This is a genomic window from Streptomyces sp. NPDC044003, assembly GCF_056435185.1.
On sequence record NZ_JBWKFA010000002.1, the window covers coordinates 91,358 to 109,222 of the forward strand.

17 protein-coding genes and 1 tRNA gene are annotated in these 17,865 nt (G+C 72.2%); 10 read left to right on the plus strand and 8 right to left on the minus strand.

Annotated elements, in window-relative coordinates; all coding sequences use genetic code 11:
- Window positions 1–5: 5 nt before the first annotated feature.
- Together AC07AW_RS07045 and AC07AW_RS07050 are read right to left on the minus strand one after the other, a co-directional pair.
- Entirely contained in the window at window positions 6–392 is a 387-nt protein-coding gene (locus AC07AW_RS07045; protein ID WP_478814461.1) for a hypothetical protein, read from the minus strand.
- A gap of 60 nt (window positions 393–452) precedes the next feature.
- A tRNA-Cys gene (locus AC07AW_RS07050) sits at window positions 453–524 on the minus strand.
- 179 nt (window positions 525–703) lie between these two features.
- Between AC07AW_RS07050 and AC07AW_RS07055 the strand changes: the two genes are divergently transcribed.
- From AC07AW_RS07055 to AC07AW_RS07075, 5 genes are all read left to right on the plus strand, one after another.
- Complete coding sequence (locus AC07AW_RS07055; protein ID WP_478814462.1) at window positions 704–2,179, plus strand: MFS transporter; 1,476 nt, start codon at window positions 704–706, stop codon at window positions 2,177–2,179.
- Window positions 2,180–2,243: 64 nt separating this feature from the next.
- On the plus strand, window positions 2,244–2,444 hold the full coding sequence (locus tag AC07AW_RS07060; RefSeq protein WP_015033897.1) for a ribbon-helix-helix protein, CopG family: 201 nt from the start codon (window positions 2,244–2,246) through the stop codon (window positions 2,442–2,444).
- Window positions 2,441–2,833 carry a type II toxin-antitoxin system death-on-curing family toxin gene (locus tag AC07AW_RS07065; protein ID WP_478814463.1) on the plus strand — a complete coding sequence of 131 codons (393 nt, stop codon included), beginning with the start codon at window positions 2,441–2,443 and terminating at the stop codon, window positions 2,831–2,833. The genes AC07AW_RS07060 and AC07AW_RS07065 overlap by 4 nt, the downstream gene beginning before the upstream one ends.
- Before the next feature lie 100 nt (window positions 2,834–2,933).
- Window positions 2,934–4,730 (plus strand): DEAD/DEAH box helicase, encoded by a 1,797-nt coding sequence (locus tag AC07AW_RS07070; RefSeq protein ID WP_478815298.1) that lies wholly within the window; start codon window positions 2,934–2,936, stop codon window positions 4,728–4,730.
- 408 nt (window positions 4,731–5,138) lie between these two features.
- The gene (locus AC07AW_RS07075) at window positions 5,139–5,780 is read left to right on the plus strand and encodes an IclR family transcriptional regulator (protein ID WP_041129456.1); all 642 of its coding nucleotides are present in this window, start codon (window positions 5,139–5,141) and stop codon (window positions 5,778–5,780) included.
- Between the two features lie 77 nt (window positions 5,781–5,857).
- On the opposite strand, the gene AC07AW_RS07080 is transcribed toward AC07AW_RS07075, so the two are convergent.
- Window positions 5,858–6,799 (minus strand): ArsR/SmtB family transcription factor, encoded by a 942-nt coding sequence (locus AC07AW_RS07080; protein ID WP_478814464.1) that lies wholly within the window; start codon window positions 6,797–6,799, stop codon window positions 5,858–5,860.
- Window positions 6,800–6,883: 84 nt separating this feature from the next.
- On the opposite strand from AC07AW_RS07080, the gene AC07AW_RS07085 reads away from it, so the two are divergent.
- Both AC07AW_RS07085 and AC07AW_RS07090 read left to right on the plus strand, forming a co-directional pair.
- Complete coding sequence (locus AC07AW_RS07085; RefSeq protein WP_478814465.1) at window positions 6,884–7,993, plus strand: alpha/beta hydrolase family protein; 1,110 nt, start codon at window positions 6,884–6,886, stop codon at window positions 7,991–7,993.
- A 46-nt stretch (window positions 7,994–8,039) separates the two neighbouring features.
- On the plus strand, window positions 8,040–8,822 hold the full coding sequence (locus tag AC07AW_RS07090; protein ID WP_478814466.1) for a YlbL family protein: 783 nt from the start codon (window positions 8,040–8,042) through the stop codon (window positions 8,820–8,822).
- Here the strand turns inward: AC07AW_RS07090 and AC07AW_RS07095 are convergent.
- The 4 genes from AC07AW_RS07095 to AC07AW_RS07110 form a co-directional block, all read right to left on the minus strand.
- Window positions 8,755–10,110: an MFS transporter gene (locus AC07AW_RS07095; RefSeq protein WP_478814467.1), complete on the minus strand. Its 1,356-nt coding sequence runs from the start codon at window positions 10,108–10,110 to the stop codon at window positions 8,755–8,757. The genes AC07AW_RS07090 and AC07AW_RS07095 overlap by 68 nt on opposite strands.
- Window positions 10,107–10,289 (minus strand): hypothetical protein, encoded by a 183-nt coding sequence (locus AC07AW_RS07100; RefSeq protein ID WP_478814468.1) that lies wholly within the window; start codon window positions 10,287–10,289, stop codon window positions 10,107–10,109. The genes AC07AW_RS07095 and AC07AW_RS07100 overlap by 4 nt, the downstream gene beginning before the upstream one ends.
- A gap of 19 nt (window positions 10,290–10,308) precedes the next feature.
- Complete coding sequence (locus tag AC07AW_RS07105; protein ID WP_478814469.1) at window positions 10,309–10,944, minus strand: ArsR/SmtB family transcription factor; 636 nt, start codon at window positions 10,942–10,944, stop codon at window positions 10,309–10,311.
- Window positions 10,945–11,027: 83 nt separating this feature from the next.
- The gene (locus AC07AW_RS07110; RefSeq protein WP_478814470.1) at window positions 11,028–11,507 is read right to left on the minus strand and encodes an Lrp/AsnC family transcriptional regulator; all 480 of its coding nucleotides are present in this window, start codon (window positions 11,505–11,507) and stop codon (window positions 11,028–11,030) included.
- Window positions 11,508–11,628: 121 nt separating this feature from the next.
- Here AC07AW_RS07110 and hppD point away from each other — a divergent pair, with 121 nt between their 5' ends.
- Entirely contained in the window at window positions 11,629–12,774 is a 1,146-nt protein-coding gene (gene hppD, locus AC07AW_RS07115; protein WP_478814471.1) for a 4-hydroxyphenylpyruvate dioxygenase, read from the plus strand.
- 367 nt (window positions 12,775–13,141) lie between these two features.
- Here the strand turns inward: hppD and AC07AW_RS07120 are convergent, their stop codons facing one another.
- A complete protein-coding gene (locus tag AC07AW_RS07120) occupies window positions 13,142–14,539 on the minus strand; it encodes a tetratricopeptide repeat protein (RefSeq protein ID WP_478814472.1) in 1,398 nt (465 codons plus the stop codon).
- Window positions 14,540–14,746: 207 nt separating this feature from the next.
- On the opposite strand from AC07AW_RS07120, the gene AC07AW_RS07125 reads away from it, so the two are divergent.
- Both AC07AW_RS07125 and AC07AW_RS07130 read left to right on the plus strand, forming a co-directional pair.
- Window positions 14,747–16,552 (plus strand): nuclease/transposase family protein, encoded by a 1,806-nt coding sequence (locus AC07AW_RS07125; protein ID WP_478814473.1) that lies wholly within the window; start codon window positions 14,747–14,749, stop codon window positions 16,550–16,552.
- Window positions 16,477–17,865, plus strand: a complete 1,389-nt coding sequence (locus tag AC07AW_RS07130) for an FAD-binding oxidoreductase (RefSeq protein WP_478814474.1) — start codon at window positions 16,477–16,479, stop codon at window positions 17,863–17,865. Before AC07AW_RS07125 ends, AC07AW_RS07130 begins: the two co-directional genes overlap by 76 nt.

Genomic DNA, 17,865 nt, shown 5'->3' on the forward strand with positions numbered 1-17,865 from the left:
GACGCTCAGTCCTCGGCCGTCTCGACGGCCGGGGACAGCTGGGACAGGAGCAGGACCGTCGCGCGGGTGATCAGGGCCGCGAGGAGGATCGTCGCGAGGCCCTCGACGTGCAGGTAGCCGATCTTCGGGCCCAGCCAGGACAGCAGCCACCAGATCAGGGCGTCCTGGACGAAGCCGGCCAGGCCGAAGGCCAGGAGGGCGGGGAGCGGGACGCGGCCCGACGGGCCTATGAAGATCACCTGGGTGAGGACCGTCATGACGACGGCCGCCATCAGGACGGCGAGGACCGTGTCGACGGTCTCCGCGCCGCCCAAGGTGATCCCGGGCAGCAGGCCGCATGCGAGGCCCACGCCGATGAGGATGCCGAGTCTGCGTCCGCCCTGAGCGTTCATGGGCGGACTGTCGCACACTCTGCGAGGTGTTGTGAAGATCCCGTAAGGAAGATCGCTTAGAGACCGTGGCGGGATTCGAACCCACGTAACTCGCTTTGCAGGCGAGCCCCTCAACCACTCGGGCACACGGTCGTGTTGTGCACGAGTACGACCGTAGGGCGGGGCCGGGAGGGGCTCAAGGGTTTCCGGGGGCATGCCATGCGACTGCCACACGGCCGCAACATTCCGTTCGTGGTCGTACGTCCATGGGCCGAGGGCACCCGGGACTCCTGACAGGAGCCAACCTTGCGATCGCCTCTTACTCTGGGGGAATGAGCGCCCTCGAACCCCGCGACGCCGACGTCGCCCCCACCCCCGGACCCCCTGCCGCACCCGACGACACCAAGGGGTCCGTCCTCGACCCGGACCACCGGGCGCTCAGCATCGGCATCGTCTCCGTCGTCCTGCTCATCGCCTTCGAGGCGACCGCCGTCGGCACCGCCATGCCCGTCGCCGCCCGTGAGCTCGACGGCATCCCCCTGTACGCCTTCGCCTTCTCCGCGTACTTCACCACCAGCCTCTTCGGCATGGTCCTCGCCGGCCAGTGGTCCGACCGCAGTGGCCCGCTCGCCCCCCTCACCACCGGCATCAGCGCCTTCGCCGCCGGACTGCTCCTCTCCGGCACCGCCGGCGCCATGTGGCAGTTCATCCTCGGCCGCGCCGTGCAGGGCCTCGGCGGCGGCCTCGTCATCGTCGCCCTGTACGTGATCGTCAGCCGCGCCTACTCCGAACACCTCAGGCCCGCGATCATGGCCGCCTTCGCCGCCTCCTGGGTCGTCCCCTCCGTCGTCGGACCGCTCGCCTCCGGGACGATCACCGAGCACCTCGGCTGGCGCTGGGTCTTCGTCGGCATCCCCGCCCTCGTCGTCTTCCCGCTGGCCCTCGCCCTCCCCGCGATCCGCCGCACCGCCTCCGGCCCCGCCGACCCGGCCGCGCCCCTCGCGCCCTGGGACCGGCGCCGGATCCTGCTGGCCCTGTCCATATCGGCGGGCGCCGCGCTCCTCCAGTACGCCGGGCAGGAACTGCGCTGGCTCTCCCTCCTGCCCGCCGCCACCGGCCTCGCGCTCCTCGTCCCCGCCGTCCGCGGCCTGCTGCCGCACGGCACCTACCGGGCCGCCCGCGGGCTGCCGTCCGTCATCCTGCTCCGCGGCATCGCCGCCGGGTCCTTCATCGCCGCCGAGTCCTTCATCCCGCTGATGCTGGTCTCCCAGCGCGGCCTCAGCCCCACCCTGGCCGGCTTCTCCCTCGCCCTCGGCGGCCTCACCTGGGCCCTCGGCTCCTGGATCCAGGCCCGGCCGTGGACGGAGCCGTACCGCGAGCGGCTCACCGTCCTCGGCATGGTCCTCGTCGCCCTCGCGATCGCCGCCGCGCCCAGCGTGCTGATCGCGTCCGTGCCCGTCTGGGTCGTCGCGGTGGCCTGGGCCTTCGGCTGCCTCGGCATGGGCGCCGTGATCTCCTCGACGAGCGTCCTCCTGATGAAGCTCTCCGCCCCCGAGGAGGTCGGCGCGAACTCGGCCGCCCTCCAGATCTCCGACGGCCTCTCCAACGTCCTGCTGCTCGCGGCCGGCGGCGCGGCCTTCGGCGCCCTCGGCGGCGGCGCGGTGGGTCACGCGATGGACGCCGGCGCCACCACCGGCTCCCACCCGGCCGCCTTCGCGGCGGTCTTCCTGCCGATGGCGGGGGTGGCGGCGGCGGGGGCGTGGGTGGCGACCAGGCTGCATGGGAGGCCGGTGGGGGGTGAGGCCTGACGGCGGACGCAGGGCCCAGTCTCGTCGGTACCACTCTGGCCCCATGGAGTGGTACCGTTCTGGTATGGCCATGAACCTGCGTCTTCGCGACGACCAGACCGAGGCACTCAAGCTGCGCGCCGAGCAGGAGGGCACGAGCATGCACGCCCTACTGCTCCAGGCCGTGGACGACTACCTCGCTCGTACCGCCCAGCAGGCGATCGTGCGGAAGACCGCCATGGAGCAGGCGGCCAAGTGGCATGAGCTCATGGAGAGGCTCAAGTGAGCTGCGTCTATCTCTCGGCCGAGGACGTTCTGCTCGTTGCCGAGCACGCGGTGGACGACCAGAAGGTCGTCGTACGCGACGCGGGGCTGCTGGAATCAGCGGTGCACCGGCCGTCCGCCGCCATGTTCGGCGAGGAGGCCTACCCGGACCTCCTCGACAAGGCCGCCGCGCTGCTCCAGTCCCTCGCGATCAACCGTCCCTTCATCGACGGGAACAAGCGCACGGCCTGGCTGTCCTGCGTCACCTTCCTGGCCATGAACGGGGTCCAGCTGCGCCCCGACATCGACGCGGCGGAACGCCTGGTCATCGCCGTCGCGACCGGCGAGGCCGACGAGGTGAAGGCGATCGCGCAAGGGCTGCGCGAGCTGATCGACCACCACGTGAGCTGAATCGCAACCGCCTCGTCCCCACCCCGTTTCGTACGAGGTTCCGACCGGGCCACCGGTAAGGTGGCCCGGTTGTCATATCTGGACGAACGTCGAACCGGAGATCGTGACTACCACCGCCACCTCCTCCCATCACCTTTCTCCCGCCTTCCCAGGACGGGCCCCCTGGGGTACCGCCAACAAGCTGCGAGCCTGGCAGCAGGGTGCGATGGAGAAGTACATCCAGGAGCAGCCCCGTGACTTCCTCGCAGTCGCCACGCCCGGCGCCGGCAAGACCACCTTCGCCCTGACCCTCGCCTCCTGGCTGCTGCACCACCACGTCGTGCAGCAGATCACCGTGGTCGCCCCCACCGAGCACCTCAAGAAGCAGTGGGCGGCCGCGGCGGCGCGGATAGGGATCAAGCTGGACCCCGACTACAGCGCAGGACCGCTGAGCAAGGAGTACGACGGGATCGCGATCACGTACGCCGGCGTCGGCGTGCGGCCCATGCTCCACCGCAACCGTTCCGAACAGCGCAAGACCCTCGTCATCCTCGACGAGATCCACCACGCCGGAGACTCCAAGTCCTGGGGCGAGGCCTGCCTGGAGGCCTTCGAGCCCGCCACCCGGCGCCTCGCCCTCACCGGTACGCCCTTCCGCTCCGACACCAACCCGATCCCCTTCGTCACGTACGAGGAGGGGAACGACGGGATCCGGCGGTCCTCCGCCGACTACACCTACGGCTACGGGAACGCCCTCGGCGACGGCGTCGTCCGGCCGGTCATCTTCCTCTCCTACAGCGGCAACATGCGCTGGCGCACCAAGGCCGGCGACGAGATCGCCGCCCGCCTCGGCGAGCCGATGACCAAGGACGCGATCTCGCAGGCCTGGCGCACCGCCCTGGACGCCAAGGGCGACTGGATGCCGAACGTCCTGCGCGCCGCCGACCAGCGGCTCACCGAGGTCCGCAAGTCCATCCCGGACGCCGGCGGCCTCGTCATCGCCTCCGACCAGGACTCGGCCCGCTCGTACGCCAAGCTGATCCGCGAGATCACCGGCACCAAGGCCACCGTCGTCCTCTCCGACGACACCGGCGCCTCGAACCGCATCGACGAGTTCAGCGAGAACAACGACCGCTGGATGGTCGCGGTCAGGATGGTGTCCGAGGGCGTCGACGTGCCGCGCCTCTCCGTCGGCGTGTACGCGACGACCATCTCGACCCCGCTCTTCTTCGCCCAGGCCGTCGGCCGCTTCGTGCGATCCCGCAGGCGCGGCGAGACCGCGTCCGTGTTCCTTCCGACGATCCCCAGCCTCCTCGGTTTCGCCAACGAGATGGAGGTCGAGCGCGACCACGTCCTCGACCGGCCGAAGAAGGCCGGCGAGGACGAGGACCCGTACGCCGAGTCCGAGAAGGAGATGGCCGAGGCCGAGCGCCAGCAGGACGAGGACACCGGCGAGCAGGACATGCTGCCCTTCGAGGCGCTGGAGTCCGACGCCGTCTTCGACCGCGTGCTGTACAACAGCGCCGAGTTCGGCATGCAGGCCCACCCCGGCAGCGAGGAGGAGCAGGACTACCTCGGCATCCCCGGCCTCCTCGAACCCGACCAGGTCCAGCTGCTCCTCCAGAAGCGCCAGGCCCGGCAGATCGCGCACAGCCGCAAGAAGCCGGACACCGAGGCGGACCTCCTGGAGCTTCCGGCGGAACGACGGCCCGTCGTTTCCCACAAGGAGCTCCTTGAGCTGAGGAAACAGCTCAACACGATGGTCGGTGCGTACGTCCACCAGAGCGGCAAGCCGCACGGCGTGATCCACACCGAGCTGCGGCGGGTGTGCGGCGGGCCGCCGAGCGCCGAGGCGACGGCCGGACAGATCCGGGAACGGATCAAGAAGGTCCAGGAGTGGGCCACGCGCATGCGGTGAGTTCCTACGACGACAGCGAGGCCCGTACGCCGGGGAGCGTACGGGCCTCGGGCATCCCGCGGGGCGGGAGCGGGCCCGGAGACCGGCCCCCACGGTCGGCCTCCGGCCGCCTCCACGCTACGGGCACGACATAGCCGATCTTGTCCGCCAAAGTCCCACGTCCGACCGACGAAAGTCCCGAACCGTCTTGATCCGCCCGCCTGCGCCCGGATTCTGGACGAGGTCTTCCGCTGAGCGGAGCGCGCCGCTACTGTCCCGGCTCACAAGCAATCGCCCCGTGGCAGCGCCGCCGCGGAGCGCAGCCGGTGTACCCCTTCCTGCCGGCGGCCTCTGACGTGCGTCGCCGCGGGACCGGCGCCGCAACTCCGTGAGAGATCCGCCGCCACTCACCTCGAAGGAGAGGGCGTCGTGACCGCGGAGACCTCCCAGACGCTCGACCGGGGACTCAGAGTCCTCAAACTACTCGCCGACACCGACCACGGCCTGACGGTCACCGAGTTGTCCAACAAACTCGGCGTCAACCGGACCGTGGTCTACCGGCTCCTCGCCACGCTCGAGCAGCACGCCCTCGTCCGCCGCGACCTCGGCGGGCGGGCCCGCGTCGGCCTCGGCGTGCTGCGGCTCGGCCGGCAGGTCCACCCGCTGGTGCGGGAGGCCGCGCTGCCCGCGCTGCGCTCGCTCGCGGAGGACATAGGGGCGACGGCCCACCTGACCCTCGTCGATGGGGCCGAGGCCCTCGCCGTCGCGGTCGTCGAACCGACCTGGACCGACTACCACGTCGCCTACCGGGCCGGCTTCCGCCACCCGCTCGACCGGGGCGCTGCCGGTCGCGCGATCCTCGCCGCCCGGCAGGGCGGCCTGACCGAACCCGGCTTCACCCTCACCCACGGCGAACTGGAGGCCGGCGCGAGCGGCGCGGCCGCGCCACTGGTCGGCGTCACGGGCGTCGAGGGCAGCGTCGGCGTCGTCATGCTGGCGGACGCGGTGCCGGAGCGGGTGGGACCGCGGGTGGTGGACGCGGCGCGAGAGGTCGCCGACGCGCTGCGCTAGAGCACGCGGCAACGGGGCGGGCCCGCACCTGACACGGGGGTGGGCACCGCCCCTGCGGAACGCTCACAGCTGCGCGGCTACGACCTCAGAAGCGTGCCCAAGGGCGTTGGGGCGTGGTGGACCGATTTGCCCGTGCGGGTCGTCGTCAGGAGGCCCGCCGCGCGCAGGGCCTGCGCATGGGCCGAGGCCGTCGCGTTGCTGACGCCAAGGCAGCGGGCCAGTTCCGTCGTCGTGCGGGGTTCCGTCAGGGACCTGAGGAGTTCGGCCCGGGTCCTGCCCAGGACCCCGGCCAGGTTGTCCTCGCCGGACATGCCCGGCGGGGCCGGCGGCAGGCCCCCGCCCGCCGGGTACGTCAGGACCACCGGCTCGCCCGGGAGGTCCTGGACCAGCGGCCCGCCCCGCCAGTGGAAGGTGGGCAGGAGGATCAGGCCCCGTCCGGCGAGGTGGACGTCACGAGGCGTTCCCGGCCACTCCCAGGTGCCCTCCCGCAGCCCCGGCGACAGGGCCCTCAGCGCCGCCCCGAGCCCCCGCTCCGCCACCACGAGCGCATGCCGGGTGAACTCCGCCCGGTGCAGGTCCTGGACCAGCGGCCACACGGGCGCGAGCACCGTCTCGTACGCCGCCCGCTGGGCCCGTTCCACCAGCCGCCACGCCTCCGGGCTCCCGGCGTGCAGGCCCCGGACCCACGACGGTGCCGCGCCCTGCCCCGCGTACACCCGCTCCAGCTCCGACCGTACGAACTCGGGCCGGGCCGAGCGGATCAGTTCGAGGCCCTCCTCCCGCGTCTCGCCGAGGACGTCGAGGAAGTACGGCGCCACCCCGCCCGGCACCAGGTCCGCGAGCGGCTCGGCCGCAGCCGGCAGAGCGCGCAGCAGCCTGCCCCGCCACCGCCCGAAGAGCAGCCCCTCGTGCGGGGCGCCCAGCATCATCAGGGCGGCGTGCAGCTCGGGCACGGGCGACGGCCGGGGCGCGAACCGCACCCGGGTGAAGTCCTCCGCCGTGAAGTGGATGCGCAGCAATCGTCGGCCTTCCCCCGTGCGCCAGCCTTTCGGGTACAGGCTGAACCTTCGCGGTCCTCCCCGCCCCGCCCAAGGATGCCGTGCATGACACCGCACTCCGCACCCAGCCGCCGTACCGTCGCCAAGGGCGCCCTCCTCGGTGCCGCCGCCGTCCTGTTCGGCCCTTCCGCCGCCCGGGCCGCGGAAGGACCGGCCGCGCTCCGGCTGCCCGCGCCCACCGGCCCCCACCCCGTGGGCCTGCGCACCTTCGTCCTGACGGACACCGCCCGCCAGGACCCCTGGGAGCCCGCCGCCGTACGCGAGATGAAGATCAGCGTCCTGTACCCGGCCCGTACCGTCCGCGGCTTCCCGCGCGCCCCGCAGCTCACCCCCGACGAGGCAGGGTATTTCGCCTTCCTCGCCTCCCGCGTGCACCCCGGGCTTCCCGAGACCGGCGTCGACTGGGGCGCGGTCCTCACCCACGGCCACGTGGACGTGCCCCCGCTCCCCGGGCGCCGCCCCGTGCTGCTCTACACCCCCGGCGGCGGCGACTCCCGCACCCTCGGTACGACCCTCGCCGAGGACCTCGCGAGCCACGGCCGGGTCGTGGTCCTCGTCGACCACCCGGGCGACGCCAGCCAGGTCGAGCTGCCGAGCGGGATGCGCGTCACCATCCTGCGCGGCGACCCCGACCCGGCGACCTTCCGCACCATGATCGACACCCGGGTCGCCGACCTCCGTTTCGTCCTCGACCGGCTCGGGGAGCTGCCCCTCGCCCCCGTCATGGACCTCGACCGGATCGGTGTGTACGGGCACTCGGCGGGCGGCACCGCCGCCGTCCACGCCCTGGCCGGCGACGGCCGGATCACCGCCGGCGTCAACCTGGAGGGGTACCTCGACCTGGACCCGGACCTCGTGGCGGGCCTTGACCGGCCGCTGCTGATGTTCCGTACGGACGGCTTCGAGTTCGCCGACCGGCTCGTACGCTCCTGGACCGGGGTCCCGGCCCGCCGGGTCCTGCTGCCCGACGCCGACCACTGGGTCCTCAGCGACTACGCGCACCTCGTCCCGCAGCTCCAGGCCGCCGGACTCGTCACCGCCGAGGCCAGGGCGGCGCTCGTCGGGGCGGGAGACCCGGCGGCGGCCACGGCCCTCGTACGGCACGGGGTGCGGTCCTTCTTCGCCCGCCGCCTGCCGGCCGCCGGTCGCCGGTAACCGCGCCCAGGCCGGGGACCGGCGCGCGCCCCAGTAGATTGGGGGCGTGCTCTCCAGCCTCTCCCGTCCCCGTGCCCTCGCCCTGTGCGCCCTGCCCGTCGCCGCGCTCTTCGCCGTCGTCGGGCTCGCGCCGCTGCCGTACGCGATCGCGCAGCCCGGCACGACCGCCGACGTGCTCGGCAAGGACCAGGGCAAGGAGGTCATCACCATCACCGGCGCCCCGGTCCATCCGACGACGGGCCAGCTGCGGATGACGACGATCCTCGCGACCGGGCCGTCCACGGACGTGGACCTCGCGGACGTCACCGACGCCTGGTTCCGGACCGACCGGGCCGTCCTGCCGCACGACTCCGTCTACCCCTCGGGGCAGTCCGACGAGGAGATCGAGAAGCGCAACCTCGGGCAGATGAAGGAGTCGCAGGACGACGCCACCCTCGCCGCCCTCGGGTACCTCGAGATGGACCCGAAGCAGGTGAAGGTGACCCTGCACCTCGCCGACATCGGCGGGCCCAGCGCCGGGCTGCTCTTCTCCCTCGGCATCGTCGACAAGCTCGACGGCGGCGACCTCACCGGCGGCCGGATCGTCGCCGGTACGGGCACGATCGACCCGGACGGCACGGTCGGGGCGGTCGGCGGGGTCTCCCTCAAGACGCAGGCCGCGGCCCGGGACGGGGCGACCGTCTTCCTCGTACCGAAGGACGAGTGCTCGGACGCCCGGGCCGAGCAGCCGAAGGGCCTGCGGCTCGTGCCCGTGACCACGCTCAGCGACGCGGTGGCGTCCCTGCGGGCCCTGGAACAGGGGCAGGAGTCGAAGGTTCCGTCCTGCTGAGCCCGCCCTTGCCGGCGGCCGGTGTGTCACGGGGCGCGTCCATCGCCCGCCAGGACGGGAAGACCACCGGACAGAGCGTGGCCAGGAAGTAGACCCCGGCGAGGCCGAGCAACGTGGTGGTGATGCCCATCCGCTCCACCAGGAAGCCGGCGGCGAGTCCGCCGAGCGGGCTCGTGAGCAGCACGCTGGCCGTACTGGCGCTGCCGACCCGGCTGCGCAGCCCCTCGGGGACGATCTCGTAGAAGACCGCGCCGAGGATCGGGTTGAGCACCCCGGCTCCGAGGCCGCCGAGCGCCATCACCACGAGCAGGGGCGGGGTGGTGTCGGTGAGGGCCGCCGTCAGGTACACGGGGGCGCCGCAGAGGAGGAAGCCGACCGTGAGGACCGGGCGGCGGGGGAAGCGGTGGCCGACCGCCGCGTACAGCAGGGCGCCGGCGAGGGCGGAGCCGCCGAAGACGGCGACGAGCAGACCGAGCGCCGCCGAACCGCCGAGCTCCTCCCGGGCGTGCACCGGCAGCAGGACCGAACTCCAGCTCTGGGCGAGTCCGTTGGTGATCATCACCATGAGGTTGACGCCGAGGAGCAGCCGGGTGCGGAGCATGAACGCGTAGCCCTCGCGCAGATCCGCCCGGTAGACGGCCAGGGACAACGGCGGTGCTCCGCGCACCGGTTCGGCGGACGGGATGCCGCGCAGGCCCAGGAGGACGAGGAGCGCGGAGACACCGAAGGTCGCGGCGTCGATGTACAGGACCGAGTCGGCGCCGAGGAGTGCCACGAGCAGGCCGGCGAGCGCGGCTCCGGTCATCCGGGCGCCGCGCGAGACGGCGTCGTAGAAGCTGGTGGCGCGGGAGAGCGGGGTGCCGGCCCGCTCGGCCAGGTCGGGCGTGAGGACGTTGCGGGCGGTCTCGCCGGGGGCGTGGAAGAGGCCGGTGACGGCCATCAGCGCACACAGCATCCAGAACCGGAGCACGCCGGCGTGGTTGAGCAGCGGGATGGCGGTGAGCGCGAGGGCGCAGACGAGGTCGGAGGCGATGGAGACCCGGCGGCGGCCGATCCGGTCGATGACGGGGCCGCCGACGAGGGCGGAGAGGAGGACGGGCAGCGCGGCGCAGAAGGCCACGAAGCCGGCCTTGCCGGGGCTGCCCGTGGTCTCCAGGGCGAACCACGGGACGGCGATGAGGGTGAGTGAATTGCCGCTGATCGAGATGGCGTTGGCGGCCAGGACGGTGGCCAGTGGTGTGCGGTCGCGGTGCGTCGTACCCGCTGTGTGTCCCCCCGGCGCGGTCATGCGGCGAAGGCGATCGGCTGCCGCGCGGGAGTCGCCAGGCGCAGGCCCAGCTCGACGAGCCTCCAGCCGAGCTGGACGCGGAGGGGCGGGGAGACCGAGGCGGGGACACGGCTCTCGGCGGCGTGGTGGAGATCGGCGGCGTTCAGGTGGTGCAGCTGGAGGTGGATGTCGGCGTGCATGATGCCGTGGTTCCTTCCGTCAGTTGTCGTGCTGCGGGAACGCGTGCAGGTGCATCCGTACGCGCTCGGCGCCCGGCGCGTCGGGGTCGGAGGTGGCGCTGTACTCGTCGATCAGCGCGTGGATCTTCTCGTTCAGCTCGCGCAGCCGCTCCGGCGGGAGGTTCAGCCTGAAGTCGCTGAAGTCCGAGGCGCCGGCCCAGGCGTCGTCCCACGTGTGGCGGGTGGCGACCCAGGTCGACAGCTCCTGGGTGTGGATGGTCGCGATCTCGTGCATGACGACGTCGAGGGCGCCCTGGACCTCGGGGTCGGGGTTCCTGTGGAGCGTCTCGTCGAAGTGCGTCCCCCTGTGGGCCGCCTTCCACCACCGCTCCCGGCCCTTGCCGCGCGTCGGGTCGTCCACGATGAACTCGTGGGCGGCGAGCTGGCGCAGGTGGTAGCTGGTGGCCCCGCTGGACTCGCCGAGCCGCTCGGCCAGTTGGGAGGCGGTGGCGGGCCCGTAGCGGCGCAGGGCGCGCAGCAGCTGGATGCGCAGGGGGTGGGCGAGGGCGCGCAGGGAGCGCGGGTCGAGCGTGCGGCTCAGGGACTCGGCGGGCTGCGTGTCCGGCTGCGTCTCGGGCTGCGGGTCGGGCTGCGTCTCGGGCTGCTCTTCGGGCATGGCTTCACCGTAGAGTTGCAAAGAAGTCTCTGCAAGGGTTTTTTGCAGAGACTTCTTTGCAACTCTACGGTCGATGTCGGGCCCTACGTCGTCGGCTCACCCTCCGCCGCCTGCTCCACCAGCGGGATGATCCGCAGCGGCACCGGGTTCTCCATCACGATCGCCGTGGACGCCCGCACGATCCCCTCGAAGGCCACCACCTTGTCGATCACCCGCTGGAGGTCCGCGTTCGAGCGGGCGACCAGCCGGCAGAGCATGTCGCCGTGGCCCGTCGTCGTGTGCAGCTCCAGGACCTCCGGCACCGTCGCCAGATGGCCCCGCACGTCCGCACCCTGCCCCTGCTTGATCTCCAGGGTCGCGAAGGCCGTCACCGGATAGCCGAGCGCCGCCGGGTCCACCTGCGGGCCGAACCCGCGGATCACCCCGCTCGCCTGGAGCCGGTCGAGCCGGGCCTGCACCGTGCCGCGCGCCACCCCCAGGCGCCGCGAGGCCTCCAGGACCCCGATGCGCGGCTCGCGCGCGAGGAGCGCGATCAGCCGGCCGTCCAAATGATCGATCGCCACAGCGGTCTCCCCATAGTCAGGATGTACAAGTCGCACGACCATACTCGCCGGTCACTGTGCAGATTGACCAGTAGATCAGCAAACTCTTGCGCACCTTGCCGAACGGCGGGACATTGCTGCCATGACTGAGACCATCGATCACACCCCTTCCACCGCGCGTGAGGCCGATCCCTTCCCGGTCAAGGGAATGGACGCGGTCGTCTTCGCCGTCGGCAACGCCAAGCAGGCCGCGCACTACTACTCCACGGCCTTCGGCATGAAGCTGGTCGCCTACTCCGGACCGGAGAACGGCAGCCGCGAGACCGCCAGTTACGTCCTCACCAACGGCGCCGCCCGTTTCGTGTTCACCTCCGTCATCAAGGTCGCGACCGACTGGGGCCGCTTCCTCGCCGAGCACGTCGCCGAGCACGGCGACGGCGTCGTCGACCTGGCGATCGAGGTGCCGGACGCGCGCGCCGCGTACGCCTACGCCGTCGCGCACGGCGCCACCGGCATCACCGAGCCGTACGAGCTGAAGGACGAGAACGGCACCGTCGTCCTCGCCGCCATCGCCACGTACGGCAAGACCCGCCACACCCTCGTCGAGCGCTCCGGCTACGACGGCCCCTACCTGCCGGGCTTCGTCTCCGCGAACCCGATCGTCGAGCCGCCGGCCAAGCGCACCTTCCAGGCCATCGACCACTGCGTCGGCAACGTCGAGCTCGGCAAGATGAACGACTGGGTCGCCTTCTACAACAAGGTCATGGGCTTCACGAACATGAAGGAGTTCGTGGGCGACGACATCGCGACCGAGTACTCGGCGCTCATGTCGAAGGTCGTCGCGGACGGCACCCTCAAGGTGAAGTTCCCGATCAACGAGCCGGCGATCGCGAAGAAGAAGTCGCAGATCGACGAGTACCTGGAGTTCTACGGCGGCGCCGGCGTCCAGCACATCGCCCTCGCCACCAACGACATCGTCGCCACCGTGCGCGCGATGCGGGCCGCCGGTGTCTCCTTCCTCGACACCCCCGACTCGTACTACGACACCCTCGGCGAGTGGGCCGGCGAGACCCGCGTGCCCGTCGAGACCCTGCGCGAGCTGAAGATCCTCGTCGACCGCGACGAGGACGGCTACCTGCTGCAGATCTTCACCAAGCCGGTCCAGGACCGTCCGACCGTCTTCTTCGAGATGATCGAGCGGCACGGGTCGATGGGCTTCGGCAAGGGCAACTTCAAGGCGCTGTTCGAGGCGATCGAGCGCGAGCAGGAGAAGCGCGGCAACCTGTAGCCACCACGCGTGAGGGGGCCCGGAGCCTGACCCCGGGCCCCCTCACCCTGTTGCGGGCGGTGCCCCCGCCCACCGCCGTGTGGGCAATCGTCCCGCTGGGGCGGGACGGGTGGGCACACGGGACGGCGCGCTTGGCCGCGCCCCGCCTTCCGCGCCTGGACCCGCACCCCAGCGGCGGCGCGCAACGTGGTGCGGGTCAGGGCGCGGAAGCCTCTGGCGCCGGCAGGGCGCGGGTCCGTTGTGCCCACCCGTTCCGCCCCGGCGGAACGCATGCCCACAACGGGGTGGGCATCGCCCCGGCGGAACGCATGCCCACGCCCACGCAGGCTGGGGGCCGGCCCACAACGGGGGGTGGGCCGGACCCCGTTCAGGGGCGCCGTGCGAGCGCCGGCTTCATGGGTTCGCGGCGGAGTTCCGGAGGGAGTTCGTCCGAGAGCTCGCCCAGCGCCGCCAGAGCCGACTCCGCCCGCCGCGCGTGCAGCGGCGAGAACTCCGGGTTGATCCGCAGCGCCTCCTCCAGGTGCCGCCGGGCCGGGCCCGGCTGGTTCAGGGACCGTTCGATCTCGCCCCGGTGGTACAGGAAGAGCGCGCTGCGAAGCCCCTCCTCCGTGGCCCGTTTCGCGTACCCCAGCGCCTCCTTCGACGCGCCGGAGCGGTGCAGCGCCCAGCCCAGCGCGTCCGCCGCCCGTACCGAACGGTGCCCCCGCGCCCACTCCGCACGCATCCGGACGGCCGCGGCCGCCGGGTCGCCGTGGTCCGCGTCCAGGAGTCCCAGGGGCACCTCCGCCCCCGCCCACGAGCCCGTCCGCAGCCGCTCGTACAGCCCCCGCGCCTCGACGTCCCGGCCCAGCGACTCGTCCAGTTCGCCCGCCTCCAGGAGGTACTCCGGCAGCGGCAGCCGGGCCAGGGCCGCCGTCCAGCCGCGCACCGCCTCCTCCGTGCGGCCGAGGGCCGCGAGGGTCCGCGCCCGGCCCGCGAGCGAGGGCCCGTGGTCCCGTACGAGCCGCAGCGCCGCCCCGTACCGCCCGAGGGCCTCCTCCGGCTCGCCCCGCTCCCACGCCAGGTCCCCGAGCCGCGCCAGGGCCGCCGCCTTCTCCGCGTCCGTCTCCGCGAGGACCACCGCGTCGAGGGCCGCCGCGTCCGCGTCCTCCCGCCAGCCCCGGTCGCGGTACGTCTGCGCGGCCCTGGCCCGCACCATCGCGCCCGCGTGGAGCCCCTCCAGGCTCTCCATCGCCTTCTGGGCCGCCTTGTACTCCCCGAGGCCGTTGTACGCGTCGATCAGGACCGGGTAGGCGGGCCAGCGGCGCGGGTCGGCCTCCCGTACCCGCTCGCCCCACTCCTTCGCCGCCTTCCAGTCGCCCCGCGCCCCGGCGAGCGCCCCGAGCCCCAGCTGGGCCTCCAGATTGCCGCTCGCGGCGGGCCGTTCGGCGAGCGAGCGCCGCAGCGCCCGCTCGGCCCGCGGATAGTCCCGTACGTCTCCGAGCCGGCCGCCCCGCTCCGTGTACGCCGCGCCCAGCTCCGCCCAGGACGCCTCGTCGTCCGGGTGGTCCCGCAGCCACTTCTCCCGGTCGGCGATCAGCGCGGCCAGGTCCGGCAGCGAGGCCTGCGCGCCCGCGTGGGCCGCGATCACCGCCCGCTCCGCCGGCCCGGGCGGCTCCGCCGGGCCCTGCCCCGCGAACTCCGGGACGTACAGCAGCGCCGTCGCCGCGAGCACCGCGCCCACCCCGGCCGCCAGGACCGTCCTCGACACGTTCTCGGTCTTCATGGCGCTCACAATGCGCCCGCCGGAGCCGCATGCGAAGCGCCTGTCTCGGCGGGTCGGGGACTGTTGGGCCGGCTTTCGATGGTGGTTGGCCGGGTCATCCCCCGTTGGAGTGAACGGCGCCGGTTCTTTGAGATCTTGCGCTGGGCGGAACGCATGATCGGTGATGGTCGATGCATTCGACGCTGCTGGGGAGAGGGGAGGGGGCTGGTGGCACGCAAACACGAGAGGCGTGAACTGCGCACGATCGCGGCTCCTTTCACCGCTGCGGCGCCTTCCGGCGCCCGGATCCGGGATCGCCTCCGTGTCACCGTGGTCGAGGCGGCGGTTGTGCGGCTCGTCGGCGAACACCTGGGTCGCCTTCAGCGAGCTGATCTCGCGGAGCGTGTCCGTATCGGCAGGGTCCCGGTCAAGGAGAACCGCAGGGCGGAGCGGAAGAAGAGCCTCACCGCTGTGTCCTCCTCCCGTTGGGCGGGCGCGATGACCAGGGCGTCGGAGGACCAGTACCAGCTTTCTCTGCGCTGCCTGTTCGATGAGCGGGCCGGTCTGCGCCGGGCCGTGCGCGCCATGGAGAAGCGGCTTGCGGTGCCGTGCGGGAAGCGGAGCGGCAGGATGCCGGGCTATGCGTACCAGGGTGAACGGTGGGCCAAGCAGCGACGTCTCGCCATGCTCAAGTCCCGCCTTGCGCAGGCCGAGGAACTCATCGAGGCTGGTCAACCGAGCATCGTCGTGGGTGGCCGGCGTCTGGCGAAGACGCGTCACAACCTTGCCGGTGCCCGGCTCACAGAGGCGGAGTGGCGGCGGCAGTGGGACGCTGCCCGCCTGTTCCTGACCGCCGACGGCGAGTCCGGTGCGCCGCATGGCAACTACACCATCACCGTTGTGCCAGACGACGGTTCGGTGAGCATCGTGCTGCCCGAGCCATTGCGGCATCTGGCGAACGCCCCCCGCGGCCGGTACAAGCTCTCATGCCACGTTCGATTCACGCACCGGCGTGAGGAGTGGCTGGACCGGGTCACCGCCAACCGGGCCGTCCGCTACGACATCGTGCACGATCCGGTCCGTGACCGTTGGTACTTGGACGCGTCCTGGTCCGCCGACACCGCCGTGCCTCGCACTCCGCAGGAGATCCGCGAGTCCGGGCAGAATCTGCTCGGTGTCGACCTGAACGCCGACCACCTCGCCGCGTACGTCATCGACCCGCACGGCAATCCTGTCGGCGAGCCGGTCACCGTACCGATGGACCTCACCGGCCCGACTGCCCAACGGGACGGGCGGCTGCGGAACGCGATCTCCGAGCTGATCCACATCGCCCGTGCGCACCACTGCTCCGGCATCGCGATCGAGAACCTCGGCTTCGACGACGCCCGCACCAGCGGCCGGGAAACGATGGGCCGGGGCAAGCGCGGCAAGACCTTCCGCCGCACCGTGGCAGGCATCCCCACGGCACGCTTCCGCGACCGGCTGCGCGGCATGGCCTACCACCAGGGCCTGGTGGTGATCGTCGTCGACCCGGCATACACGAGCGTCTGGGGTGGCCGGTACTGGAAGAAACCGCTCCAGCAGCAGAACCAGCAGACCACCGTCACCAGACACCACAGTGCCTCGGTGACCATCGCACGACGCGCCCTCGGACACCGAGCACGGCGACGGCCAGGTGTGACCGCACGCGACCGGAGGATCGCGGAGCGAGGAGCTACCGGCCAGGCCGTACCGGCTTTGAGGACGCGTGGGACCGCCAGTCCACCCAGGACAGCGAGCACGCCCGACGAAGGCGGCAAGACTCGACTGCGCCAAGGTGATCAACTCGCGCTGTTCCCCAACCTTCAAGACCGTTCGGAGGGTCACCGGACCAGTCCGGTTTCGCGCGATTCGGCCAACACCGGCCCGCATCGCCAGGAACGGTTCACACCGATGGCCCCGGCTGCCACGCTGGGACCATGGACGATCTACAGACGCCTCACGCGGCCCTCCAAGCGGCCCTGCGAGCCGGACTTCCCGCCGACGCCGTCCTGACCGACCCGGACGTCACCGCCTCCTACACGCGCGACATGGCGAGTTTCTGCGCGGCCGGCACCCCCGCGGCCGTCGTGCTCCCGCGCACGGTCGAGCAGGTGCAGCACGTCCTGCGCACCGCGACCGAACTCCGCGTCCCCGTCGTCCCGCAGGGCGCCCGCACGGGCCTGTCAGGCGGCGCCAACGCCTCCGACGGCTGCATCGTGCTCTCCCTCGTCAAGATGGACCGCATCCTGGAGATCAACCCGGTCGACCGGATCGCCGTCGTCGAACCGGGCGTCGTCAACGCCGTGCTGTCCCGCGCCGTCGCCGAACACGGCCTCTCCTACCCGCCGGACCCCTCCAGCTGGGAGACCTGCACCATCGGCGGGAACATCGGCACGGCCTCCGGCGGCCTGTGCTGCGTCAAGTACGGGGTGACCGCCGAGTATGTGCTCGGTCTCGATGTCGTCCTCGCCGACGGGCGGCTTCTGCGCACCGGTCGGCGCACCGCCAAGGGCGTCGCCGGGTACGACCTGACCCGGCTCTTCGTCGGCTCCGAGGGCAGCCTCGGCATCGTCGTCGGGGCCGTCCTCGCGCTCAGGCCGCAGCCCCCGGCGCAGCTCGCGCTCGCCGCCGAGTTCCCCTCCGCGGCCGCCGCCTGCGAGGCCGTCTGCGCGATCATGGAGCGCGGCCACACCCCTTCGCTGCTCGAACTCATGGACCGCACCACCGTCCAGGCGGTCAACAAGCTGGCGCGCATGGGTCTGCCGAACACCACCGAGGCGCTGCTCCTGTGCGCCTTCGACACCCCGGATCCGGCCGCCGACCTGGCCGCCGTCGGGGAGCTGTGCGCGGCGGCGGGTGCCACCGAGGTCGTCCCGGCCGCGGACGTCGCCGAGTCCGAACTCCTCCTCCAGGCACGCCGGCTGTCCCTCACCGCCCTGGAGACGATCAAGTCGGCGACGATGATCGACGACGTGTGCGTGCCGCGGACCCGGCTCGCCGAGATGCTCGACGGCACGGCGGCGATCGCGGAGAAGTACCACCTGACCATCGGCGTCTGCGCGCACGCCGGCGACGGCAACACCCATCCCGTCGTCTGCTTCGACCACGCCGACGAGGACGAGTCGCGGCGGGCTCGGGAGTCCTTCGACGAGATCATGGCGCTCGGGCTCTCCCTCGGCGGCACGATCACCGGCGAGCACGGCGTGGGCGTCCTCAAGAAGGAGTGGCTGGCACGGGAGCTGGGGCCGGTCGGTCTCGAGCTCCAGCGGGGCATCAAGGCCACCTTCGACCCGCTGGGGCTGCTCAACCCCGGAAAGCTCTTCTGA